This is a genomic window from Rhodanobacter sp. OR92 (genome assembly GCF_000427545.1).
GTDB lineage: Bacteria > Pseudomonadota > Gammaproteobacteria > Xanthomonadales > Rhodanobacteraceae > Rhodanobacter > Rhodanobacter denitrificans.
This window is the reverse complement of sequence record NZ_KE386558.1, coordinates 155781-179161: the sequence shown is the minus strand read 5'-3', so window position 1 is coordinate 179161 and position 23381 is coordinate 155781. Positions and strand designations below refer to the sequence as shown.

The window sequence follows — 23381 nt, the reverse complement described above, 5'->3', positions numbered from 1 at the left end:
GGCGTCAGCTCCCCGTCAGTGCTTGATCGAGGCTGCTACGCAGCAGGGCGATCGCCTCGTCGACCTCGCCGACGCTGACGTTCAGCGGCGGCATGAAGCGCACCGTGCTGGTGCCGCAGGAAAGCAGCAGCAGGCCGTTGTGGAAGGCCCGCTGGACCACCGCCTCGCACAGCGCCGTGGCCGGCGTCTTCTTGCCGTCGTCCTCGATCAGCTCCATGCCGATCCACAGGCCCTTGCCGCGCACCTCGCCGATGCAGGGATAGTCGCGCTGCAGTTCGCGCAGGCGCGCCATGAAGTGGTCGCCGACCCTCGCGGCGTTGTCCATCAGGCCGCCGCGTACCAGGTCGAGCGTGGCGTTGGCGGCGGCGCAGGTGACCGGGTTGCCGCCGTAGGTGTTGCCGTGCGCGCCGCGCTTCCACTGCGACATGATGGATTTCTTCGCGATCACCGCGCCGATCGGCAGGCCCGAGCCCAGACCCTTGGCCGAGGTGATGATGTCCGGCTGCACGCCCCAGTGCTCGCAGGCGAACATCCTGCCGGTGCGGCCGATGCCCGACTGCACCTCGTCGAAGATCAGCAAAATGCCGTGCTCGTCGCACAGCGCGCGCAGGCCGGCGAGGAAGCCGTCCGGCGGGGTGAGATAGCCGCCTTCGCCCTGCATCGGCTCGATCAGGATCGCCGCCACTTCGCTCGGCGGCACGCTGCGCTGGAACAGCATGCGGATGTAATCGAGCACCGCCGCGCCCTGGTCGTCGCCGGCGAACAGCGGCCGGTACGGGTTCGGATACGGCACGTGGGTGACGCCGGCCAGCGTGGGCGAGAAGCCCTTCTGCTGGGTGTACTTGCTGGAGGTGAACGACAGCGAGCCGAAGGTGCGGCCGTGGAAGCCGCCGAGGAAGCCGATGAAGCGCGGCCGCCCGGTGACGTAGCGCGCCAGCTTCAGCGCGCCTTCCACCGCCTCGGTGCCGGACTGGCAGATGAAGCTCATCGCCGGCGCGCCCAGCGGCGCGACCGCGGCCAGGCGCTCGCCCAGGCCGGTCATTTCCTCGTGCCAGTAGTCGCTGGAGATGTGCAGGAACTTCGCCGCCGCGTCCTGCACCGCCTTGACCACCTGCGGATGCGCGTGGCCGGTGGCGCACACCGCGATGCCGGCCATGAAGTCGAGGAAGCGGTTGCCGTCGACGTCCCAGACCTCGGTGCCGCGGCCGTGCGACATCACGAACGGGTAGTCGCGCGGGTACGAGGGCGAGATCACCTCGGCATCGCGGGCGATCATCGCCTGCGCCTTCGGGCCGGGCAGGGTGGTCTTGATGTGGGTCGGGTTCGGCGTGGCGTTCATCGGGATCATCCGTTCTGAAGGGGGATGCGCACGGGGCGCGCATGCGCCTCGCGCGTGCGGGCATGCAGCGCGCGCAGGGTGTCGAGTTCGTGCGCGCTCGGCGGCGCGATGGTGTCGATGCGATCGGCCAGCTGCAGCGGCCAGCCGATCGCGGCGCGGGCCTCCTCGACGGTGGCGCCCTCGAACAGCGCCACCAGCTGCAGTTCCTCGCTTTCCGGATGCGGCGCCAGCATGCCGAAGTCGGTGATCACCGCGCGCGGGCCGCCGCCGGCGGCACCGCTGCGTGCGCGGGCGCCGTGGCCGTCGAGGTAGCCGGCGCTGCTGCGGAAGGCGAGCCGCTCGACGAAGCTGCGTTTGGACGCCCGCAGCATCACGAACACCTGCCTGGCGTGCTGGGCGATCTCCGGCGCGCCGCCGGCGCCGGGCAGTCGCGTGGACGGCGTCTCGTAGGGCCCGATCACGGTGCTGTTGAGGTTGCCGTGGCGGTCGATCTGCGCGGCGCCGAGAAAGCCGATGTCGACGCGGCCGGCCTGCAGGTAATAGCTGAAGATTTCCGGCAGCGGCACCACGCAGGCCGCGGTCTGCGCCAGCTCGCCGTCGCCGATCGACAGCGGCATCACGTCCGGGCGCGTGCCGATGGTGCCCGACTCGTAGATCAGCACGATCTGCGGCGCGTGGGTGAGCCGGGCCAGGTTGCAGGCGGCGCTGGGCAGGCCGATGCCGACGAAGCAGATGTCGCGGTTCTTCAGCAGGCGCGCCGCGGCGACGGTCATCCACTCGTCGCGGGTGCAGGCGCTCATGCGGCCTCCTGCGGCAGGCTGGCGAGAAAGGCGCGATGGTCGCCGGTGGCGAGCACGTGCCGGTGCATCCAGGCGAGAAAGCGCGAACGGTCGCGCGCGATCTCGTCCCACTGCTTGTAGAAGGTGTTGTCGCGGGCATAGTGGCCCTGCGCGTACGAGGGGTAGGCGCCGCCGGGGCAGTGCGCCACCGCGGTGATCACCCAGTGCGGCAGCACGATGCCGTTCATCGCCGGCGGCAGCGCCTCGACGATCTCCTCGACCGTGACGATCAACGTCGTGGCCGCCAGCGCCGCCTCGCGCGTCGCGCCGAGGATGCCCTCGATCGCCACGTTGCCGGCGCGGTCGGCGCGCTGCGCGTGCAGGATGGTGACGTCCGGATTCAACGCAGGCACCGCCGCCAGCACCTCGCCGGTGAACGGGCAGGCCACGCGGCGGATGTTCGGGTTGTGCGCAGGCAGGTCGGTGTCCAGATAGCCGCGCAGCACGCCGAACGGCAAGCGCGCCGCGCCGGCGCAGAACGCGGCGGCCATGCCGGCGTGGCTGTGCTCGTCCAGCTCGAGGGCCCGCGGCCAGTGGTTTTCCACCGCGTCACGCAGGCGGTGCAGCGAGCCGACGCCGGGATTGCCGCCCCAGGAAAAGGTGAGCTTGCGCGCGCAGCCGATGCCGATCAGCTGGTCGTAGATCAGGTCGGGCGTCATCCGGATCAGGTGCAGCTCGCGCCGGCGCTGGCGGATGATCTCGTGCCCGGCGGCGAACGGGATCAGGTGGGTGAAGCCTTCGAGCGCGACGCTCGCGCCGTCGCTGACGAAGCGCTCGATCGCGTCGGCAAGCGGCAGGATCATGCTCACTCGACCACCGTGCGCGACTGCTCGCGCAGGTATTGCGCGAGGTAGTGGAACGACGCGATCGCCTTGCCGCTGGAGCCCGAACCCTTCCAGCCGCCGAACGGCTGGTAGCCGGGCCACGCGCCGGTGGTGGCGCCCTGCGGACGGTTGGCGTAGGTCACGCCGGCCTCGATGTGCTCGTGGAACCACGACACCTCGTCGGTGCCGCCGTAGAACCCGGCGGTGAGTCCCATCGGCGAATCGTTGGCCAGCCGCATCGCCTCGTCGCGGTCGCCGTAGCGATGCACGGTGAGGATCGGCAGGAACATCTCGTGCTGCCACAGCGGATGCTGCAGCGGCACCTCGGCCAGCATCGGCTCGACGTAGTAGCCCCGTGCCAGCGCGGTGCGACCGCCGCTGCCCAGCCCGATCCGCGCGCCGCCGCAGAGCACGTTGGCGCCGGCGTCGCGCAAGGCATCCGCGTGGTGCTGGTAGTTCTCGTAGGCGGTGGCGTTGACCACCGGCCCCAGCCAGTTTTCGTGCCGGCGGGGATCGCCGATGCGGATGGCGGTGGCCTGCGCATGCAGGCGCCCGATCAATGCGTCGGCCACGCTTTCATGCACGTACAGGCGCGACAGCGCCGAACATTTCTGCCCGCCCATGCCGTAGGCCGAACGCACGATGCCGGCCGCGGCGCGGTCGAGGTCGGCGCGCTCAGTGACGATGCACGGATTCTTGCCGCCCATCTCGGCGATGCACGGCCGCGGATACGCGCCTCCGGCCATCTGCCGCATCAGGTGCCGGCCCACCGCCACCGAGCCGGTGAAGGTGATGCCGGCGGTGAGCGGGTGCTGCGCCAGCGCCTCGCCGATCTCGCGCCCGGCCCCGGAGAGGTAATTGAACACGCCCGGCGGCAGGCCCGCGTCGCGGATGCAGTCGGCCAGCAACCGGCCCGCCCACGGCGTATCGCTGGCGCCCTTGAGCACCACCGTGTTGCCGGTGACCAGCGCCGCCGCCACCGGGCCGCCGGCCAGCGCCAGCGGAAAGTTGAACGGCGCAATCACCACCCACACGCCGTATGGCCGCATCACGCTGGCATTGTGCGAGGCGAAGCCCGTCACCGGATCGTCCGGCAGCACGTGGTCGTAGCCGGCATGGCTTTCGAAATCGTCCGCATAGCGGTGGAAGAAATCCACCGTCTCCTGCGCTTCGCCGAGCGCTTCCATGCGGTTCTTGCCGACCTCCAGTACCATCGCGGCGGCGATGTCGTAGACACGCTCCTCCAGCAGCTCGCCGACCCGGTGCAACAGGCGCGCGCGCTCGGCCACCGGCATGGCGCGCCACGCGGGGCCGGCTGCCTGCGCCGCGCACATCGCGGTCTGCACGTCGTTGTCGTCGGCCAAGCCGAACTCGCCCAGCCGCAGCTCGCGGTCGAAGGGACTGTGGCGCAGGGCATACCGCGGCGCATCGTGGTCGACGCCGTCGATGAACAGCCGATGCTGCGCGCCGAGCCCGGCTTCCACCCGTGCCAGTGCCGCCTCGAAGCGCTCGTGCATGGCTTCCGGCGGGTTGTACATGGTGGCGTAGGTAAGGCGGAAACTCATCGGCGATTCCTCAGGCAACGGCAGGGAAGAAGTGCGCCAGCAGGCGGTCGAGCAAGCTCAGTGCATCGGCCAGGGCGTGGTTTTCGATCACCAGCGGCGGAGCCAGCAGCAGCAGGTTGCCGCGGCTGGCGAACGACACGCCCTGGGCCATCGCCGCGTCCACCAGCGCGCTCAAGGCCGGCGGCGTCTGCGGCCAGGGTGCCAGCGGTGCCCGGGTGTCGCGGTTTTCGACCAGCTCGACCACCGCGAACAGTCCGTGGCCGCCGCGCACGTCGCCGATCACCGGGTGGCGCGCCTGCAGCGCGCGCAGCTCGGCCAGCATCCATCCGCCCAGGATGCGCGAGCGCGCGATCAGGTCTTCGACTTCATAGGCACGCAGCGCGGCCAGGCCGGCGGCGCACGACAGCGGGTGGCCGCAATAGGTCAGGCCGGTGTACAGCATCTCGTGCTGCAGGCGTGCGGCGACCGGCGCCGACAACACCACCGCGCCGAGCGGCAGGTGCGCGCCGGTCAGTCCCTTGGCGAGGGTCATCAGGTCGGGCTTGCCCGCATCGCCATGGCGCTGCCAGGCGAACCATTCGCCGCAGCGCCCGAAGCCGCTCATCACTTCGTCCGCGATGAGGTACACCCCGCGCTCGCGGGTCAGCTTGCGCAGGCCGGGCCAGTAGTTGTCGGGCGCCACGATGCCGTTGGTGCCGGCGTTGGGTTCCATCAGCACCGCGGCGACCGACGACGCGCCGTGGTGGTCGATCGTCTGCGCCACGGTCGCCACCGCGTGCTCGCCGCAGGCCTGGGCATCCTCGCTGCCGAACGGGCAGCGGTAGGTATCCGGCGGCGGCACGTGCAGCACGCCGAACGCTCCCGGATCGACCTGCGAGCGCGTGCGCGCGTCGCCGGACAGCGCCATGCAGGCGTAGCTGGCGCCATGGTAGGAGCGATCGCGGGTGACGATGTGGCCGCGCGGCTTGCCGCCGGCCTGGCGCGCGAACTTCACCGCGTTCTCGTTGGCATCCGCGCCAGCGAGCGTGAAGAACACGCGGCCGCCGTCGAAGCCGGCCTTCTCCAGCAGCGCATCGGCCAGCTCCGCCCGCGGCTGCGCACCCCACGCCGAGGTGACGAAGCACAACTGCTGCGCCTGCTCGCGGATCGCCGCGACCACCGCCGGATGCTGGTGGCCGAGGTTGCTGCATTCGGCCAGGCTGCTCATGTCCAGGATGCGCCTGCCGTCCTCGAGCTCGAGGTACGCGCCGCGGCCGCCGACCACGGTCGGCGCCTGCCATGCCGCCTGCACACACCAGCTGTGCAGGACGCTGTCGCGTTCGTTTGCCACGGGCTATCCCCGGTCCGCTTGTTCGGTAATCGCACAGTAATTCGTATTGCGAACTCATTTGAAAACTTCTACGCTCGGCCTGTCAATGGAAATCGTGGCGTATGGCATCGACACCCTTCGAGGAAAGCGCGGACTACGTACAGTCACTGGCGCGCGGACTGCGCGTGCTGCGCGCGTTCGACCGTGAGCTCGCCAGTCCCAGCCTGTCCGAATTGGCCGAGCGCACGCAGCTGTCGCGCGCGGTAGTGCGCCGCTCGCTGCTGACCCTGCAGCACCTGGGCTATGTCGGCAGCCGCGGGCGGAGTTTTTTCCTGACTCCGCGCGTGCTGGAGCTGGGCTACAGCTACCTCACCTCGCTGGACCTGACCGAGCTGGCGCAGCAGAGCCTGGAGCAGCTGTCGCAGCGGGTGGGCGAGTCGTGCTCGATGGCGGTGCTGGACGGCAGCGACATCGTCTACGTGCTGCGCGTACCGGTGCGCCGGGTGATGAGCGTGGCGCTGGGCGTGGGTGCGCGGCTGCCCGCGTTCGCCGCCTCGATGGGACGGGTGATCCTGGCCGACCTGCCCGAGGCCGAGCTGGCGGCGTGGCTGCGCGGTCAGAAATTCCGTGCCTACACGCCGCAGACGATCCGCACCGCCAGCGCGCTGAAGGCCGAGCTGCAGCGGGTGCGCGCGCAGGGTTATGCGCTGACCTCGCGCGAGCTGGAGCCGGGGCTGTGCTCGATCGCGGTGCCGATCCGCGCCGGCGACGGCCGCGTGGTGGCCGCGCTGAACATCGGTATGCCGTACAGCGACGAAGCGCCGGCGCGCGCGGTCAAGCAGATGTTGCCGGCGCTGCACGAGGCGCGGCACGCGATCGAACAGGCGATCCGGCACCGGGGCTGGCTGCCGCACATGGCGATGAGGAGCGTTTATGACTAGCGCCTGGCTGGTCGATGCGACGCGTACGCCGTTCGGCCGCCTCGGCGGCGCGCTGGCCGGCGTGCGCGCCGACGACCTGGCCGCGCTGCCGATCGCGGCGCTGATGGCGCGTCATCCCACCTTGGACTGGGCCGCGCTGGACGAGGTGATCCTCGGCTGCGCCAACCAGGCCGGCGAGGACAACCGCAACGTGGCGCGCATGGCGACGCTGCTGGCCGGCTTGCCGCAAAGCGTGCCGGCGGTCACCGTCAACCGGCTGTGCGCGTCGGGGCTGGAGGCGATCGGCCAGGCCGCGCGCGCGATCGCCTGCGGCGAGGCCGAGCTGGTTGTCGCCGGCGGCGTGGAAAGCATGTCGCGCGCGCCCTACGTGCTGGCCAAGGCCGACGTTGCCTACGCCCGCGGGCAGCAGCTCGAGGACACCACGCTGGGCTGGCGCCTGATCAACCCGCGCATGCAGGCCAGCTATGGCGTCGACTCGATGACGCAGACCGCCGAGAACCTCGCGCGCGAGCACGGCATCGACCGCGCCAGCCAGGACGCCTGTGCGCTGCGCAGCCAGCAGCGCGCCGCACACGCGCAAGCGCAGGGCTGGCTGGCGGAGGAAATCACCGCCGTGCATGCGCCGCACGGGAAGGAGTCGCTCGTCGTGCAGGTCGATGAGCATCCGCGCGCCGACACCACGGCGGCGAAGCTGGCCGCGCTCAAGCCGCTACTCGGTGCCGGCACCAGCATCACCGCCGGCAATGCGTCGGGTCTCAACGACGGCGCTGCCGCCGTGCTGCTGGCCTCGGAGGCGGCGCTGGCGCGATACGGCCTGCAGCCGCTGGCGCGCATCGTCGGCATGGCCGCGGCCGGCGTCGCGCCACGGGTGATGGGCATCGGCCCGGTGCCGGCGATCCACAAGCTGCTGGCGCGCACCGGCCTCGGCCTGTCCGACTTCGACCGCATCGAGATCAACGAAGCGTTCGCCGCGCAGGTGCTCGCCTGCACGCGCTCGCTCGGCCTGCCCGACGATGCCGAACACGTCAACGCCAACGGCGGCGCGCTCGCGCTCGGCCACCCGCTCGGCGCCAGCGGCGCGCGCCTGGCGCTGACCGCGGCGTTCGCGCTGCGTCGTCACCACCAGCGCCGCGCGCTGGTCAGCCTGTGCGTCGGCGTCGGCCAGGGGCTGGCCCTGGCACTGGAGCGTCCATGAACCGGAACCTCGTCCTGTCCGCCCTGATCGCCACGGTGGCGCTGCTGCCGCTGGCCGGCCGCGCCGCCGATATCGCGCCCCAGGCCGACCGTGCGCTGGGCCGCGAACTGCTCGCCGAATTGATTGCCGTCGACACCACCTCCGAACACGGCAGCACCACGCTCGCGGCGGAAAAGCTCGCCCGGCGCTTCCTCGACGCCGGCTTCGCGCCGGCGGACGTTCAGGTGGTCGGCGACGATCCGCGCCGGCGCAACCTGGTGGTGCGCCTGCGTGGCCGCGGCGAGCGCGAGCCGATCCTGCTGCTCGCGCACCTCGACGTGGTGGAAGCGCGGCGCGCGGACTGGCACGTCGACCCGTTCGCGCTGACCGAGCGCGACGGCTACTTCTACGGTCGCGGCAGCATGGACATCAAGGGCGCCGGCGCCGGGCTGGTCGAGACGCTGCTGCGCCTGCACCGCGAAGGCTTCGTGCCGAAGGGCGACTACCTCCTCGCGCTCACCGCCGGCGAGGAAGACGGCGTGTCCAACGGCGTGCAGTGGCTGCTGGCGCACCGGCCCGAGCTGATCCGTTCCGCCTATTCGATCAACGTCGACGGTGGCGGGCCGGAGATCCGCGGCGGCAAGCCGGCGGTGCTGTCGGTGGAGACCGCGGAAAAAGTCTTCCTGAGCTACACCCTCACCGTGCGCAACCCCGGCGGGCACAGCTCGCTGCCGACGCCCGACAACGCGATCTATCGGCTTGCGCAGGCGCTGGAGCGGCTGGCGTCGCTGCGCTTCCCGCTGCGCAGCAACGCGGCCACGCGCGGCTACTACGCGACGCTGGCCAGGGACTATTCGGGCGCGCTCGCCGCCGACATGCGCGCGGTGGCCCGCACGCCGTCCGATCCCGCGGCGCTGGCGCGGCTGGCGGCGTCCTCCGTCTACAACAACGCGCAGCTGCGCACGACCTGCGTGCCGACGCTGCTGCAGGGCGGGCAGGCCGAGAACGCCTTGCCGCAGGTCGCGCGGGCCACGATCAACTGCCGCCTGCTGCCGGACGAGGATCCGGACCGCGTGGATGCGGCGCTGCGCCAGGCCGTGGCCGACCCCGGCGTCGAGATCGCCCGCATCGCGCCGCCGCAGCCCAGCCCGCCCAGTCCGGTGGACGAGGCGCTGTTCGCGCGGATCGCCAAGGTGGCGCAAGAGCTGTGGGGACCGATGCCGGTGACGCCGTACATGTCCGCCGGCGCTTCCGACAGCGTGTTCCTGCGCGCGGCGGGGATGCCATCCTATGTCTTCAACGGCATCGCCTACGACGTCGACGACGATCGTTCGCACGGCCAGGACGAACGCATCCTGGTCGATGCCTACTACCGCTCGCTGGAATTTGACTATAGATTGTTAAAGAAGCTTTAAGGAGCCGCTGTCTCCTCATGCAACACGCCGCATTCCTCTTCCCGCACTGCCTGCCCGCCGCCGCGGGCCGGGCCGCCGTGCCGCCACCGGCGTGCCGGCCATGACGAACGCGACCGCCATCGGCACGCTGGAGCAGGCGCTGGCCCATGCGGAGCGCCTGCTGCAGAGCGACCCGGCCCTGGCCGGCGAACAGGCGGCGGAGATCCTCAAGGTGGCCACGAACCACCCCGCCGCGCTGCGGTTGCTGGCGGCGGCGCGGATCGGGCAGGGCGATACGCAAGGCGCGCTCGAGATCCTCGAGCAGTTGGCCCGGAGCCAGCCGAACTGGGCGCTCGCCCAGCTCGACCTCGGCCTGGCGCTGGGCCACGATGGCCGCGGCCAGCAGGCGATCGACGCGCTGCGCCGCGCGGTGGCGCTGAAGCCCGACCTGCCGCAGGCCTGGCGCGCGCTCGGCGACCACCTCATGGCTGCCGGCGAGCAGCACGCCGCCGACGCCGCCTACGCCAACCACGTGCGCCATTCCACCAGCGACCCGCAGCTGCTGGCCGCCGCCGTCGCGCTGGTCGAGAACCGCATTCCCGAGGCCGAGGCGCTGCTGCGCGAACACCTGAAGCAGGCGCCGACCGACGTGGCGGCGATCCGCATGTTCGCCGAGGTCGCCGCCCGGCTGGGCCGCAACGAGGACGCGCTGCACCTGCTCGAGCGCTGCCTGGAGCTGGCGCCCGGTTTCGATGCTGCGCGCCAGAACTACGCCCAGGTCCTGCATCGCAGCAACCGGCCGGAGCAGGCGCTGGCGCAGATCGAGCGCCTGCTGGCGACGGCGCCGACCCATCCCGGCTACCGCAACCTCAAGGCGGTGGTGCTGTGCCGGGTCGGCGACTACGAGCCGGCGATCGCCATCTACGCCGAGCTGCTGGAGCAGTACCCGGACAACCCGAAGGTGTGGATGAGCTACGGCCATGCGCTGAAGACCGCCGGCCACGCCGGGCGTGCGATCGACGCCTACCGCCGCAGCCTGGCGTTGGAGCCGTCCTTCGGCGAAGTCTGGTGGAGCCTGGCCAACCTCAAGACCTTCCGCTTCGGCGCCGACGATCTCGCCACGATGCGCCGTCAGCTGGCGCGCGCCGAGCTGGCTGAGGACGACCGCCTGCACCTGGAGTTCGCCGTCGGCAAGGCGCTGGAGGACGCCGGCGAGTACGAACCCTCGTTCCGGCACTACGCGCAGGGCAACGCGATCCGCCGTGCCCAGCTGCACTACAGCGCCGACGAGACCAGCGCGCGCGTGCGGCACATCCGCCAGCGTTACACCCGCGGATTCTTCGCCGCGCGCGCGGGTTGCGGCAGCCCGGCGCGCGACCCGATCTTCGTGGTCGGCCTGCCGCGCTCCGGTTCCACCCTGATCGAGCAGATCCTGGCCAGCCACAGCCAGGTCGAAGGCACCATGGAGCTGCCCGAGGTCACCTCGATCACGCGCCTGCTGCGCGAGCGCGCCGGCGCCGACGGCGAGATGCCCTACCACGACGCGCTGGCGGCGCTGGACGCCGGCGCGCTGCGCGAGCTGGGCGAGCGCTACCTCGACAACACCCGCATCCAGCGCAAGACCGCCGCGCCGTTGTTCATCGACAAGATGCCGAACAACTTCATGCACGTCGGGCTGATCCACCTGATGCTGCCGAACGCGACCATCATCGATGCGCGGCGGCACCCGCTGGCCTGCTGCTTCTCGGGCTTCAAGCAGCACTTCGCGCGCGGGCAGGGCTTCAGCTACAGCCTCGAGGACCTGGGCCGCTACTACCGCGACTACGTCGCGCTGATGGCGCATTTCGACGCAGTGCTGCCTGGTCGCATCCACCGCGTCTTCTACGAACGCATGGTCGAGGACACCGAGGGGGAGATTCGGCGCCTGCTCGACCATTGCGGCCTGCCGTTCGAGGAATCGTGCCTGCGGTTCTTCCAGAACGAGCGACCCGTCCGCACCGCGAGTTCGGAACAGGTGCGCCGGCCGATCTACCGCGAAGGGGTGGATCACTGGCAAAACTACGCACCATGGCTGGTGCCTTTGGAATCGACACTGGGGCAGGTGTTGCGGCGATACCCCGAGGTGCCGGGATTTGAATCCGATGTGGCAGTTTCCGATTGATCGTCATCAACACTTAGAGAGGGGAGCCAATGTACAGGATTAGGGGTAGACAACCAGCACCAACACGGCGGACGAGCTTGAACCGCCTGCCGCTCGCCGCGGCGATCTGCTTCGCCATGAGCTCGGCGGCGTTCGCGCAGGACGCCGGCCAGACCCAGCCGCCGGCCCAGGCGCCGGCCGCGGGACAGAAGGTGGCGACGCTGAGCACGGTGACCGTGACTGCGCAAAAGCGTACCGAGAACCTGCAGAAGGTGCCGATCAGCATCCAGGTGCTGGGCTCGGAGAAGATCGACCAGCTGCACATCGCCAACTTCGACGACTACGTGAAGTACCTGCCCAGCGTGTCCTACCAGAGCGCAGGCCCGGGTTTTTCCGAGATCTACATGCGTGGCGTGGCCAGCGGCGGTGACGGCAACCATTCCGGTTCGCGGCCGAGCGTCGGCGTGTACCTCGACGAGCAGCCGGTCACCACGGTCACCGGTCCGCTCGACATCCACATGTACGACATCGCCCGTGTCGAGGTGCTGGCCGGGCCGCAGGGCACCCTGTACGGCGCCAGCGCGCAGTCCGGCGCCTTGCGCATCATCACCAACAAGCCCGACGCCAGCGGCTTCGCCGCCAGCTACAGCGCCGGCATCGACTCGGTCGCCCACGGCGGCATCGGGCACGTGGTCGAGGGGATGGTCAACCTGCCGATCTCGAAAAACGCAGCGATCCGCCTCGTCGGCTGGCATGAGCATGACGCCGGCTATATCGACAACAAGGAAGGCACGCGCACTTTCCCGGTATCCGGCATCACCGTCAGCAACGCCAGGAACTGCACGGCGTCGAGCCTGCTGGTCTGCATGCCCGCGGCCAAGAAGAACTACAACGGCAACGACATCGACGGTGCACGCGCGGCGCTGAAGGTCGACCTGAATGACGACTGGTCGATCAACGGGACGTTGATGGGGCAGAACACGGTGGCGCACGGCAACATGGCCACCGATCCGGCGATCGGCGACCTCGCCGTGACCCACTTCTACCCGGAGCGCACTTCCGACCGCTGGTGGCAGGCGGCGCTGACGCTGCAGGGCAAGATCGGCAACTTCGACCTGACCTATGCGTATGCGCACCTCAAGCGGATCCAGGTCGAGCACAACGACTACAGCGACTATTCGTTCTGGTACGACCAGCTGCCCTACGCGTACGGCAACTACATCTCCGACAACAACGGCGCGCTGATCAATCCGTCGCAGTACATCATCGGCAAGGACCGTTACGCCATGGACAGCCATGAGCTGCGCCTGGCGTCGCCGAAGGAGGATCGCCTGCGCGTGGTCGGCGGCGTGTTCTGGGAACGCTCGGTGCACGACATCGAACAGCGCTACATGATCAACGGGTTCGCGGACTCGCTCACCGTGCCGGGCTGGCCGAACACCATCTGGCTGACCGAACAGGTGCGCACCGATCGCGACGAGGCAGTGTTCGGCGAACTGTCCTACGACTTCATCCCCGACACGCTCACCGGCACCATCGGCGGGCGCTACTTCCGCGCCAACAACAGCCTGGGCGGCTTCTACGGTTTCAGCGCCGGCTACTTTCCCGGCTCCAGCTACGGCGTGGCCGGCTGCATCTCGCCACAGCCGTACCGCGGCGCACCGTGCCTGGACTTCGACAAGAACGTGAAGGAAACCGGCTCGCTCGGCAAGGTCAACCTGACCTGGAACATCACGCCGACCAAGATGGTCTATGTCACGCGGTCCGAGGGCTATCGTCCCGGCGGCCTGAACCGCCGCGGCTCGCTGCCGCCGTACAAGTCGGACTACCTGACCAACTACGAGTTCGGCTGGAAGACCACCTGGCTCGACAACCGGTTGTCGTTCAACGGCTCGGTGTTCCAGCAGGACTGGAAGGACTTCCAGTTCAGCATCCTCGGCGCCAACGGCCTGACCGAGATCAAGAACGCCAACCAGGCGCGCATCCGGGGCCTGGAAACGGAGTTGAACTGGGCCGCCACCTACAACCTGCAACTCAGTGCCGGCGCCGCCTTCTACGATGCCAAGCTGACCGCGACCTACTGCGGCTTCACCGACGCCAACGGCACGCCGGTCACCGATTGCCCCGGTGCGGAGCTGGCGCCGAAGGGCACCCAGTTGCCGGTGACGCCGAAGTTCAAGGGCAACCTGGTGGCGCGCTACACCTTCGACCTCGGTGAAAACGAGGCCTACCTGCAAGGTGCGGTGGTGCATGTGGGCGAGCGCAAGTCGGACCTGCGCCTGCTCGAGAACGGCCTGACCGGCAACCTGGCCGCGTACACGACCATGGATGTCTCCGCCGGCTTCCACAAGGGCGGCTGGACGGTGGACATGTACATCAACAACCTGTTCGACAAGCGCGCGCAACTCTACAAGTACGCCGAGTGCGCCGAGGCGGTTTGCGCTGCCCACGGCGTGGTGGCGCAGTATCCCAACGGGCAGGTGTACACCGTCACCAACCAGCCGCGCACCATCGGCTTGCGCTTCACGCAGGAGTTCTAGGCCGGCGAGCTGCCCGCCCGCACGGCGCATGGATGTCCGCGAAAGGCCCCGGTGCGAACCGGGGCCTTTCGCGTTTCAGGGCGGCGTCCGCGGCTGGCCGGCGCGTGTTCGTCCGGTTGTCCGTGCGGTGTCCGCGGACACTCCGGCGGCGCCGTCGGAACCGATCAAGCCGTTGCAGGACAAGCGTTTGCGGCGCCGTGGCCGAGTGGCACGTGGATTGCAACGACCGCTGTGCAACCGCGCTGTACGCGGTCAGGAACGGCATCGATGATCCGCGACACTTCCGCACAGGACCGACTGGTCGAAGTCAAACCCAACCGCAAGCGCCAGCTGATCCTGCTCGGCGCCGGTGCGCTCGTGCTGGCATTGCTGGCCTGGCTGGCGCCTGGCGTCGGCCGGCTGTTCTCGGCGTCCGCCTCGGTCAGCAGTTCGCGGCTGGCCTTCGCCACCGTCGAGCGCGGCCCGTTCGTGCGCGACATCGCCGCCGAGGGCAAGGTGGTGGCGGCGGTCAGCCCCACCCTGTACGCCACCTCCGGCGGCGCGGTGACGCTGAAGGTGCATGCCGGCGATACGGTGAAGGTGGGCCAGGTGCTGGCCACCATCGTCAGCCCGGAGCTCACCAACAAGCTGGCGCAGGAACAGAGCAACGCCGACGCGATGGAAGTGGAATACCGGCGCGCGCAGATCGATGCGCGCAAGCAGCGTTCCGCGCTGCAGGAAACCTACGACAACGCCGTCATCGACCAGACCACCGCCGAGCGCAACCTCGACCGCTACCAGAAGGCGTTCGCCAAGGGCGCGGTGTCCAACATGGACGTGGACAAGGCCAAGGACGCGCTGGACAAGGCGAAGATCGCCACCACGCATGCCAGGGCCAACCTCGGCCTGGACAACGACAGCCTCAACTTCGACATCCAGTCGAAGAAGCTCGCGCACGAGCGCCAGCTGCTGCTGGTCAAGGACCTGCAGCGCCAGGTCGACGACCTCAACGTGAAGTCGCCGGTGGACGGCCAGGTCGGCCAGCTGTTCATCGCCGAGCGCGCCACCGTGGCCAAGGACGCGCAGCTGCTCAGCGTGATCGACCTGTCCGCGCTGCAGGTGGAGATGCAGGTGCCGGAAAGCTTCGCCCGCGACCTCGGCATCGGCATGGCCGGCGAGATCAGCGGCAACGGCCACACCTGGAAGGGCCTGGTCAGCGCGATCTCGCCGGAAGTGGTCAACGGCCAGGTTGCCGCGCGGCTGCGCTTCGAGGGCGACACGCCGAAGCAGCTGCGGCAGAACCAGCGCCTGTCGGTGCGCGTGCTGCTGGACAAGCGCGACAACGTGCTGACCGTGCAGCGCGGCTCCTTCGTCGACGAATCCGGCGGCAGCTACGCCTACCTCGTGAAGGACGGCATCGCCAGCAAGACCCCGATCCGCGTCGGCGTCTCCAGCATCGACAAGGTGGAGATCCTCGACGGCCTGAAGGAAGGCGACCGCATCGTGATCTCCGGCACCGACAGCTTCAAGGGCGCGGCCACGGTCGCGATCAGCAATTGACGAACTTCCTTCTCCCCCCGGGAGAAGGTGCCCGAAGGGCGGATGAGGGTACGGGGCTTGCGCAGACTTTCTCGCGATAACCGAACCCTCTCCCCAACCCCTCTCTCCCACAAGGGGACTTCCTTCGGTCGCCGATGGGAGAGGGGCTCAAGATCACCACCACCAAAGGACGCAACCATGCTGAAGATGACCCACCTGTCCAAGGTCTACCGCACCGAAGTGGTGGAGACCTATGCGCTGCGCGATTTCAACATCGATGTGAAGGAAGGCGAGTTCGTCGCCGTCACCGGCCCGTCCGGCTCCGGCAAGACCACCTTCCTGACCATCGCCGGCTTGCTGGAAACTTTCTCGGGCGGCGAGTACCACCTGGACGGCATCGAGGTGAGCAACCTCAACGACAACGCCCGCTCGAAGATCCGCAACGAGAAGATCGGCTTCATCTTCCAGGCGTTCAACCTGATCCCCGACCTCAACGTGTTCGACAACATCGAGGTGCCGCTGCGCTACCGCGGCATGAAGGCGGCCGAGCGCAAGCAGCGCATCATGGACTCGCTGGAGCGCGTCGGCCTGGCCTCGCGCGCCAAGCACTACCCGGCCGAACTCTCCGGCGGCCAGCAGCAGCGCGTGGCGATCGCCCGCGCGCTGGCCGGCTCGCCGCGCCTGCTGCTGGCGGACGAACCGACCGGCAACCTGGACACCCAGATGGCGCGCGGCGTGATGGAGCTGCTGGAGGACATCCACCGCGAAGGCGCCACCATCGTGATGGTCACGCACGACCCGGAGCTGGCTGCGCGCGCCCAGCGCAACGTGCACATCATCGACGGCCAGGTGGTGGACCTGTCCGAGGATCCGCGCTTCCACACCGTGCACGCCGCCGAAGAAGCCCATGGCTGAGTGGCGGGGATCCGGGATTCGGAACGGGTGACCGGCCGAGGCACGAACCCGCGCGACCGCCACCTTTTCCGAATCCTGCATCCCGCATCACCGGAACCAGAACATGCTCGCCTACTACTTCCAACTTGGCCTGCTCAGCTTGCGCCGCAATCCGGCGCTGACCGCGCTGATGGTGATGGCGATCGGCTTTGGCGTGGCGGCGTCGATGATCACCTGGTCGGTGTTCCGCGCCGTGTCGGGCAACCCGATTCCGGGCAAGTCCGCGCAGCTGTTCACGCCGCAGGTCGACGGCTGGGGGCCGCAGCAGAATCTCGACGGCGAGCCGGCGGAAGCGTTGGCCTATACCGACGCGATCGCGTTGATGCAGGCGCACCAGGCAAAGCGGCAGACCCTGCTGTATCCGGTGCAGCTGTCGGTGATGCCGGGCGGCCAACGCGATCTCCCCTTGAACGTCAACGGCTACGCCGTCACCGCCGATTTCTTCAGCATGTTCGAGGTGCCGTTCCGCTACGGCAGCGGCTGGAGCGTGCGGGACGACGACGCGCGGGCCAGCGACGTGGTCATCAGCAGCGAGCTCAACCAGAAGCTGTTCGGTGGCGCCGACAGCGTGGGGCGCACGCTCGGCCTGGGCGGCCATGATTACCGTATCGTGGGCGTCGCCAGCCACTGGAACCCGCGTCCACGTTTCTACGACCTGTTCAGCACCAGCGGCTTTGCCGACGAGCCGGGCATCTACATGGTGTTCAACCGTGCGCTGGACCTGCAGATGCGTACGGGCGGCCGCAACAGTTGCCGCGGCTCGATCACCTACACGAGCTGGCAAGGCTATCTGCAAAGCAACTGCGTGTGGGTCACGCCGTGGGTGGAGCTGGACAGCCCGGCCGAAGTCGCCGGCTACAAGAGCTTCCTCGCCAACTACGCCGCGGACCAGCAGCGCGCGGGCCGCTTCGGCTGGGCCGCCAACGTGCGTCTGCGCGACGTGGTGCAATGGCTCGACCAGGAGCACGTGGTGCCGCCGGAAAGCCGCATCGCGCTGGCGGTGGCGCTGGGCTTCTTCCTGATCTGCCTGGTCAACACCATCGGCCTGCTGCTGGCGAAGTTCATGCGTCGCGCCGGCGAGATCGGCGTGCGCCGCGCCCTGGGCGCGACGCGGGGCGAGATCTACGCGCAGTACCTGGTCGAGGCCGGCACGGTGGGCCTGGCCGGCGGCGTGCTCGGCCTGCTGCTCACCGCGCTGGGCGTGTCCGGCGTGGGCATCCTGTTCCAGCCGGAGATCGCCAGGCTGGCGCGGCTCGACGTCTCGCTGGTGGGCCTGACCTTCGCCGTGGCGATTCTCGCCACCGTGCTGGCGGCGTTCTACCCGGCGTGGCGCGCGGCGCACGTGCAACCCGCCTGGCAGTTGAAGTCGAGCTGAGGAGAACGCCATGCATATCCAGATCAGGCCTGTCATCACCGCGTTGCGCCGGCACAAGGCGGGCACCTTGCTGATCGCGCTGCAGATCGCGCTGACCCTGGCCATCGTCTGCAACGCGCTGTTCATCATCCACCAGCGACTGGCCAACCTGTCCGCAACCAGTGGCGTGGACGAGGCCAACGTGTTCGTCATCGCCAACATGTGGGCCGACCTCGGCCAGCCAACCGAGCGCATCGACGTGCAGGTGCGCGCCGACCTGCTCGCCCTGCGCCAGCTGCCCGCCGTGCGCGACGCCACGCCCGCCAGCGGTTACCCGCTGCGGGGCGGCGGCTGGGACAACTTCATCACCATGACGCCCGAACAGGTCAAGCCGACCACGGATGCGGCGGTATACACCGGCGACGAACACTTCATCGACGCGCTGGGCCTGAGGCTCGTCGCGGGACGCAACTTCCGCCCCGACGAGGTGATGGTGATGGGCACCCAGCAGGCCATCACGCCGCCGACGGCGATCGTGAGCAAGGCGCTGGCCGACCGCCTGTTCCCGAATGGCAATGCGCTGGGCAAGAGCTTCTACGCGATGGGCGCCACGCCAAGCACCATCGTCGGCATCGTCGATCCGCTGCACCGGCAGGGCGTGGACCAGTGGAGCAACGGCTACGCCGGGCAGGCGCTGCTCTGGCCGTTGCGGGCGGATGATGCGCGCGGCGTCTACTACATCGTGCGCGCCAAGCCCGGCCGGCTTGCCGACGCCATGCGCGAGGCGCCCAAGGCGCTGTACGCGCAAAGCCGCCTGCGCATCATCGACCCCAAGGATGGCGTTCAGGACTACGCCGCCATCCGCCACAAGGTGTACGACCGCGACCGCGGCATGGCGATCCTGATGGGCATCATCTGCGCCGTGCTGCTGGCGATCACCGCCGCGGGCATCGTCGGCCTCACCAGCTTCTGGGTCGGCCAGCGGCGCAAGCAGATCGGCGTGCGCCGCGCGTTGGGCGCCAGGCAGCGCGACATCCTCGCCTACTTCCTCACCGAGAACTTCCTGATCAGTGCGACCGGCGTGCTGCTGGGCGCCGTGCTGGCGATCGCCTTCAACCTGTGGACGGTGACCCGTTTCGAGATGAGCCACATGTCGATGGCCTACGTGGGCATCGGCGTGGTGGTGTTGCTGTTGCTCGGCCAGGCGGCGGTGCTCGCGCCGGCGCTGCGCGCCTCGCGCGTGTCGCCGGTGGAGGCGACGCGTTCGGTGTGACGTTCTTTTCTCCCTCCCCTGCAAAGCAGGGGAGGGCTGGGGAGGGGTGCTTTTGATCTTGACGTCAAAAGCTTTACCCCCTCCCGACCTCCCCCTGCTCTGCAGGGGGAGGAGACAAAACCTGGAGCATTTGGAATGTTCAGCTACTACCTCGAATTGGCCTTGCGCAGCCTGAGGCGCAGTCCCGGCCTGACCGCGCTGATGGTGCTGGCGATCGGCTTCGGCGTGGCCGCGTCGATGACCAGCTGGTCGGTGTTCCGCGCGGTGTCGGGCGACCCGATCCCGTGGAAGTCGTCGCGGCTGTTCGTGCCGCAGATCGACAACTGGGGGCCGAACGGGCGCAGCTCCGACGGCGAGCCGCCGAACGCGATGGACTACGCCGACGCGATGGCGCTGATGCGCGACCATCGCGCCAAGCGGCAGTCGGCGATGTACCAGATCTCGCCGTCGGTGGTGCCGGCGCAGGCCGGCAAGCATCCGCTCAACGTCAGCGGCCACGCGGTCTACAGCGAGTTCTTCCCGATGCTGGACGTACCGTTCAAGTACGGCAGCGGCTGGAGCGCGAGCGACGACCAGGGCCGTGCGCCAGTGGTGGTGATCAGCAGCAAGCTCAACCAGAAGCTGTTCGGCGGCGCCAGCAGCGTGGGCAAGACGGTCAACATCGAGGGCAAGGATTACCGCGTGGTCGGCGTGCTCGACGAGTGGAACCCGCAGCCGCGCTTCTACGACGTGGTCAATACCGGCGGCTTCTCCGTCAACGGCGACGACGTGTTCCTGCCGTTCCTCACCGCCATCCAGGCGGGCCTGTCGAACGACGGCAACACCAACTGCAACGCGGTGCCGAAGGAGTCGGGCTTCGTCGGCCTGCAGCATTCGGAGTGCGTGTGGATCGCCTTCATGGCCGAGCTGGACGCCGGAGCGGAGGCCGCCTACCGCGATTACCTCGAGGGCTACGCGCGCGACCAGCAGCGGGCCGGGCGCTTCGCCTGGGCGCCGAACGGCCGCCTGCGCGACCTGCGCTCGTGGCTGGACAACCAGCATGTGGTACCCAGCGACACCAAGGTCTCGCTGCTGGTGGCGCTGGGCCTGCTGCTGGTATGCCTGGTGAACACGGTGGGCCTGCTGCTGGCGAAGTTCCTGCGCCGCAGCAGCGAGATCGGCGTGCGTCGCGCGTTGGGCGCGCCGCGTGCGGCGATCTACGCGCAGTTCATCACCGAGGCCGGCATCGTCGGCCTGGCCGGCGGCGTGCTGGGCCTGCTGCTCACCGGGGTCGGCGTGGCCAGCGTGGGCTGGGTGCTGCCCAGGGACATCGCCGCGCTGGCGCGGGTGGACGTGTCGCTGCTGCTGCTCACCCTGCTGGTGGCGGTGGTCGCCACCATGCTGGCCGGCCTGTATCCCACTTTCCGTGCCTCGCGCGTACAGCCCGCGTGGCAGCTCAAAAGCAACTAGTGCGCTGTCCCTGCGCAGGAAAGCGGCCATCCATGGCCGCACTTCTCAGGAAAAGCCGGTCCCTTGGATAGCGAAAGGAAACCTCATGAAACTGCATCCCATCCTCGCCGCGCTGCGCAAGCACAAGGCCGGCACCGTGCTGATCGCGCTGCAGATCGCGCTGACCCTGGCGATCGTCTGCAACGCCGTGTTCATCATCGGCCAGCGCATCGAGCGGGTGAACCGGCCCACCGGGCTGGACGAGAGCAACCTGTTCCTGGTCAGCCAGCAATGGGTGGGCGCGCCCAGCGCCGACACGACCGAAGGCGTGGAGAAACTCGACGCGATGCAGCGTGAGGATCTTGCCGCGCTGCGCCAGCTGCCGGACGTGACTTCGGTGGCGCCGATCAACTCGATACCGCTGCTCAACTCCTCCTGGACCGGCTCGGTGTCGCTCAAGCCGGGCGCCCAGCTGGGCGGCAAGGGCAATACCCGCACGGCGTACTACTTCACCGATGAGCAGGCGCTGTCCACGCTGGGGCTGCGCCTGGTGGCCGGCCGCGCCTTCACGGCCGGCGACGTGCAGCATCAGGGCTTCCGCGACCAGCGCGAGCGCCCGGTCGCCATCATCACCAAACAGCTGGCGGACAAGTTGTTCCCGCAGGGCAGCGCGGTCGGCAAGGTGATGTACACCGACGGCAGCAGCGCACCCACCACCGTGGTCGGCGTGGTGGAGCGCCTGCAGATCCCCGCCAGCGGCAGCTGGGGCAACGAGTTCGTGTGGCATTCGACGCTGATCCCGACCCGGCTGGACGCGAACTTCGCGCGCTACGCGGTGCGCACCAAGCCGGGCCGGCTGGATGCGGCGATGCGCGTGGTGGCGCCGACGCTGTACAAGGTGAACCCGCTGCGCGTGCTTGACGACGACAGCGTCAAACCGTTCGACGAGATCCGCGCCAAGGCCTACCAGGCCGACCGCGGCATGGCGGTCCTGATGGGCGTGGTGGCGCTGATCCTGCTCTGCGTCACCGCCGCCGGCATCGTCGGCCTGACCAGCTTCTGGGTCGGCCAGCGCCACCGGCAGATCGGCGTGCGCCGCGCGCTGGGCGCGCGCAAGATCGACATCCTGCGTTATTTCCAGATCGAGAACCTGCTGATCGCCGGTGCCGGCGTGGTGGTCGGCGTGCTGCTGGCGGTAGGCCTGAACCTGTGGCTGATGAGCCACTACGAGATGAGCCGTATCCCGCTGCTTTACGTGCTGACCGGCGTGCTGGCGATGCTGGCGATCGGGCAGGGGGCGGTGTTCGTGCCGGCCCGGCGTGCGTCCAACGTGCCGCCGGTGGAAGCGACGCGGGCGGCGTGACGGGCAAATACCCGCTGGAGCGCACTCTGTACGCGATCGCTCTCGGCATGAAAAGCATTGCGTATGGCGTGCGTTCCCGCGGTCGCGGAAGTGATGGATCCTCACGGAGTGGTACCGATGTTCACCTACTACCTCGACCTGGCCTTGCGCAGCCTGAAACGCAACAGGGCACTCACCGCGCTGATGGTGCTGGCGATCGCGCTGGGAATCGGCGCCAGCATGACCACGCTGACCGTGCTGCACGTGCTGTCTGGCGACCCGCTGCCGGGGCGCAGCGACACGCTGTACTACCCGCAGATCGATGCGCGCGACAACAGCGGCATCATGCCGGGCAAGGAACCGCCGGAGCAGGTTACCGAGATCGACGGCCTCGGCCTGCTGCACGCCGGGCGGGCAGATCGCCAGGCACTGATGACGGGCGGCTCGGTGCCGATCCAGCCGGATTCCGCCGCGATCGATCCGTTCTACGTGGAGGCGCGCTACACCACGGCGGATTTCTTCGCGATGTTCGGCGCGCCGCTTCGTTACGGCCACGGCTGGGACGCGGCCGACGACGTGGCGAAGGCACGCGACGTGGTGATCGGCAGCGAGCTCAACGAGCGCCTGTTCGGTGGCGCCAACAGTGTGGGGCGCACCCTGCATATCGCCGGCAGCCTGTTCCGCATCGTTGGTGTGCTCGGCGACTGGGCACCCAGTCCGCATTTCTACGATCTCAACACCGGTTCCTACGGCTATGCCGAACAGGTGTTCATCCCACTGCAGACGGCGCTGGACCTGCGCGTGGCCCACAACGGCTCCACCGACTGCTGGGGCAACGGCACCGGCGGCGTGGGCAGCATCTACCCGTCGGCGAGTTGCGTGTGGATGCAGTTCTGGGTGCAGCTGGACACGCCGGCCAAGGCGGCCGACTACAAGGAGTTCCTGATCCATTACTCGGAGCAGCAGGAGGCGCTGGGCCGTTTTGTGAAGGCACCGAACGTTCGCCTGCGCAACGTGATGCAGTGGCTGGCTTACCAGCAGGTGGTGCCCGACGACGTACGCCTGCAGACCGGGCTGGCCTTCGGCTTCCTGCTGGTGTGCCTGGTCAACACGGTGGGCCTGATGCTGGCGAAGTTCCTGCGCCGCACCAGTGAGCTCAGCGTGCGGCGCGCGCTGGGTGCCTCGCGCCGCGCGCTGTTCGCGCAGTTGCTGATCGAGTCGGGCGTGGTGGGCCTGGTGGGCGGCGTGGGCGGCCTGCTGCTGGCCTTGCTCGGCCTGTGGGTGGTGCGGCACCGGCCTTCCGACTATGCCGCGCTGGCGCATCTCGACCCCGCCATGCTGCTGACCACCTTCCTGCTGGCACTGGGCGCGAGCCTGCTGGCCGGGCTGCTGCCTGCCTGGCGCGCCTGCCAGGTGGCGCCCGCGCTCCAGCTCAAGAGCAATTGAG

17 protein-coding genes are annotated in these 23381 nt (G+C 69.1%); 12 read left to right on the top strand and 5 right to left on the bottom strand.

Annotated features, from left to right (window positions below; translation table 11 throughout):
• Positions 1 to 4: 4 nt before the first annotated feature.
• From RHOOR92_RS0117070 to RHOOR92_RS0117050, 5 genes are read right to left on the bottom strand one after another with little or no spacing between them, the layout of a single operon-like run.
• Complete coding sequence (locus RHOOR92_RS0117070; RefSeq protein ID WP_027490801.1) at positions 5 to 1339, bottom strand: acetyl ornithine aminotransferase family protein; 1335 nt, start codon at positions 1337 to 1339, stop codon at positions 5 to 7.
• Positions 1340 to 1344: 5 nt separating this feature from the next.
• The gene (locus RHOOR92_RS0117065; RefSeq protein WP_007507152.1) at positions 1345 to 2139 is read right to left on the bottom strand and encodes a 3-oxoadipate--succinyl-CoA transferase subunit B; all 795 of its coding nucleotides are present in this window, start codon (positions 2137 to 2139) and stop codon (positions 1345 to 1347) included.
• On the bottom strand, positions 2136 to 2987 hold the full coding sequence (locus tag RHOOR92_RS0117060; RefSeq protein WP_027490800.1) for a CoA-transferase: 852 nt from the start codon (positions 2985 to 2987) through the stop codon (positions 2136 to 2138). Before RHOOR92_RS0117060 ends, RHOOR92_RS0117065 begins: the two co-directional genes overlap by 4 nt.
• The gene (locus tag RHOOR92_RS0117055) at positions 2984 to 4567 is read right to left on the bottom strand and encodes an aldehyde dehydrogenase family protein (RefSeq protein WP_027490799.1); all 1584 of its coding nucleotides are present in this window, start codon (positions 4565 to 4567) and stop codon (positions 2984 to 2986) included. Before RHOOR92_RS0117055 ends, RHOOR92_RS0117060 begins: the two co-directional genes overlap by 4 nt.
• A 10-nt stretch (positions 4568 to 4577) precedes the next feature.
• Complete coding sequence (locus RHOOR92_RS0117050; protein WP_027490798.1) at positions 4578 to 5897, bottom strand: aminotransferase class III-fold pyridoxal phosphate-dependent enzyme; 1320 nt, start codon at positions 5895 to 5897, stop codon at positions 4578 to 4580.
• Positions 5898 to 5998: 101 nt separating this feature from the next.
• Between RHOOR92_RS0117050 and RHOOR92_RS0117045 the strand changes: the two genes are divergently transcribed.
• The 12 genes from RHOOR92_RS0117045 to RHOOR92_RS0116990 all read left to right on the top strand — a co-directional run bounded on the left by RHOOR92_RS0117045 (position 5999) and on the right by RHOOR92_RS0116990 (position 23380).
• Entirely contained in the window at positions 5999 to 6817 is an 819-nt protein-coding gene (locus tag RHOOR92_RS0117045; RefSeq protein ID WP_027490797.1) for an IclR family transcriptional regulator C-terminal domain-containing protein, read from the top strand.
• Complete coding sequence (gene pcaF / locus RHOOR92_RS0117040; RefSeq protein ID WP_027490796.1) at positions 6810 to 8012, top strand: 3-oxoadipyl-CoA thiolase; 1203 nt, start codon at positions 6810 to 6812, stop codon at positions 8010 to 8012. The genes RHOOR92_RS0117045 and pcaF overlap by 8 nt, the downstream gene beginning before the upstream one ends.
• On the top strand, positions 8009 to 9406 hold the full coding sequence (locus tag RHOOR92_RS0117035; RefSeq protein WP_027490795.1) for a M20/M25/M40 family metallo-hydrolase: 1398 nt from the start codon (positions 8009 to 8011) through the stop codon (positions 9404 to 9406). Before pcaF ends, RHOOR92_RS0117035 begins: the two co-directional genes overlap by 4 nt.
• 100 nt (positions 9407 to 9506) lie before the next feature.
• On the top strand, positions 9507 to 11546 hold the full coding sequence (locus tag RHOOR92_RS0117030) for a tetratricopeptide repeat-containing sulfotransferase family protein (RefSeq protein WP_027490794.1): 2040 nt from the start codon (positions 9507 to 9509) through the stop codon (positions 11544 to 11546).
• A 77-nt stretch (positions 11547 to 11623) separates the two neighbouring features.
• Positions 11624 to 14065, top strand: coding sequence for a TonB-dependent receptor (locus RHOOR92_RS0117025; protein ID WP_027490793.1), 2442 nt, complete (start codon positions 11624 to 11626; stop codon positions 14063 to 14065).
• A gap of 267 nt (positions 14066 to 14332) precedes the next feature.
• Positions 14333 to 15604 (top strand): efflux RND transporter periplasmic adaptor subunit, encoded by a 1272-nt coding sequence (locus tag RHOOR92_RS0117020; RefSeq protein ID WP_015446963.1) that lies wholly within the window; start codon positions 14333 to 14335, stop codon positions 15602 to 15604.
• Between the two features lie 177 nt (positions 15605 to 15781).
• Positions 15782 to 16498: an ABC transporter ATP-binding protein gene (locus RHOOR92_RS0117015; RefSeq protein WP_015446964.1), complete on the top strand. Its 717-nt coding sequence runs from the start codon at positions 15782 to 15784 to the stop codon at positions 16496 to 16498.
• 103 nt (positions 16499 to 16601) lie between these two features.
• Positions 16602 to 17912, top strand: coding sequence for an ABC transporter permease (locus tag RHOOR92_RS0117010; RefSeq protein ID WP_027490792.1), 1311 nt, complete (start codon positions 16602 to 16604; stop codon positions 17910 to 17912).
• A gap of 10 nt (positions 17913 to 17922) precedes the next feature.
• Positions 17923 to 19164 carry an FtsX-like permease family protein gene (locus tag RHOOR92_RS0117005; RefSeq protein ID WP_007507127.1) on the top strand — a complete coding sequence of 414 codons (1242 nt, stop codon included), beginning with the start codon at positions 17923 to 17925 and terminating at the stop codon, positions 19162 to 19164.
• A gap of 135 nt (positions 19165 to 19299) precedes the next feature.
• Entirely contained in the window at positions 19300 to 20613 is a 1314-nt protein-coding gene (locus RHOOR92_RS0117000) for an ABC transporter permease (RefSeq protein ID WP_027490791.1), read from the top strand.
• A gap of 85 nt (positions 20614 to 20698) precedes the next feature.
• A complete protein-coding gene (locus RHOOR92_RS0116995; protein WP_007507123.1) occupies positions 20699 to 21955 on the top strand; it encodes an ABC transporter permease in 1257 nt (418 codons plus the stop codon).
• A gap of 117 nt (positions 21956 to 22072) precedes the next feature.
• Complete coding sequence (locus RHOOR92_RS0116990) at positions 22073 to 23380, top strand: ABC transporter permease (RefSeq protein ID WP_007507121.1); 1308 nt, start codon at positions 22073 to 22075, stop codon at positions 23378 to 23380.
• Position 23381 lies beyond the last annotated feature (1 nt).

Coding starts and splice junctions, on each gene's coding strand:
- RHOOR92_RS0117000 (WP_027490791.1), top strand. CDS start 19,300: ATGTTCAGCTACTACCTCGAATTGGCCTTGCGCAGCCTGAGGCGCAGT.
- RHOOR92_RS0117045 (WP_027490797.1), top strand. CDS start 5,999: ATGGCATCGACACCCTTCGAGGAAAGCGCGGACTACGTACAGTCACTG.
- RHOOR92_RS0117055 (WP_027490799.1), bottom strand. CDS start 4,567: ATGAGTTTCCGCCTTACCTACGCCACCATGTACAACCCGCCGGAAGCC.
- RHOOR92_RS0116990 (WP_007507121.1), top strand. CDS start 22,073: ATGTTCACCTACTACCTCGACCTGGCCTTGCGCAGCCTGAAACGCAAC.
- RHOOR92_RS0117070 (WP_027490801.1), bottom strand. CDS start 1,339: ATGAACGCCACGCCGAACCCGACCCACATCAAGACCACCCTGCCCGGC.
- RHOOR92_RS0117020 (WP_015446963.1), top strand. CDS start 14,333: ATGATCCGCGACACTTCCGCACAGGACCGACTGGTCGAAGTCAAACCC.
- RHOOR92_RS0117010 (WP_027490792.1), top strand. CDS start 16,602: ATGCTCGCCTACTACTTCCAACTTGGCCTGCTCAGCTTGCGCCGCAAT.
- RHOOR92_RS0117065 (WP_007507152.1), bottom strand. CDS start 2,139: ATGAGCGCCTGCACCCGCGACGAGTGGATGACCGTCGCCGCGGCGCGC.
- RHOOR92_RS0117015 (WP_015446964.1), top strand. CDS start 15,782: ATGCTGAAGATGACCCACCTGTCCAAGGTCTACCGCACCGAAGTGGTG.
- pcaF (WP_027490796.1), top strand. CDS start 6,810: ATGACTAGCGCCTGGCTGGTCGATGCGACGCGTACGCCGTTCGGCCGC.
- RHOOR92_RS0117035 (WP_027490795.1), top strand. CDS start 8,009: ATGAACCGGAACCTCGTCCTGTCCGCCCTGATCGCCACGGTGGCGCTG.
- RHOOR92_RS0117030 (WP_027490794.1), top strand. CDS start 9,507: ATGACGAACGCGACCGCCATCGGCACGCTGGAGCAGGCGCTGGCCCAT.
- RHOOR92_RS0116995 (WP_007507123.1), top strand. CDS start 20,699: ATGAAACTGCATCCCATCCTCGCCGCGCTGCGCAAGCACAAGGCCGGC.
- RHOOR92_RS0117005 (WP_007507127.1), top strand. CDS start 17,923: ATGCATATCCAGATCAGGCCTGTCATCACCGCGTTGCGCCGGCACAAG.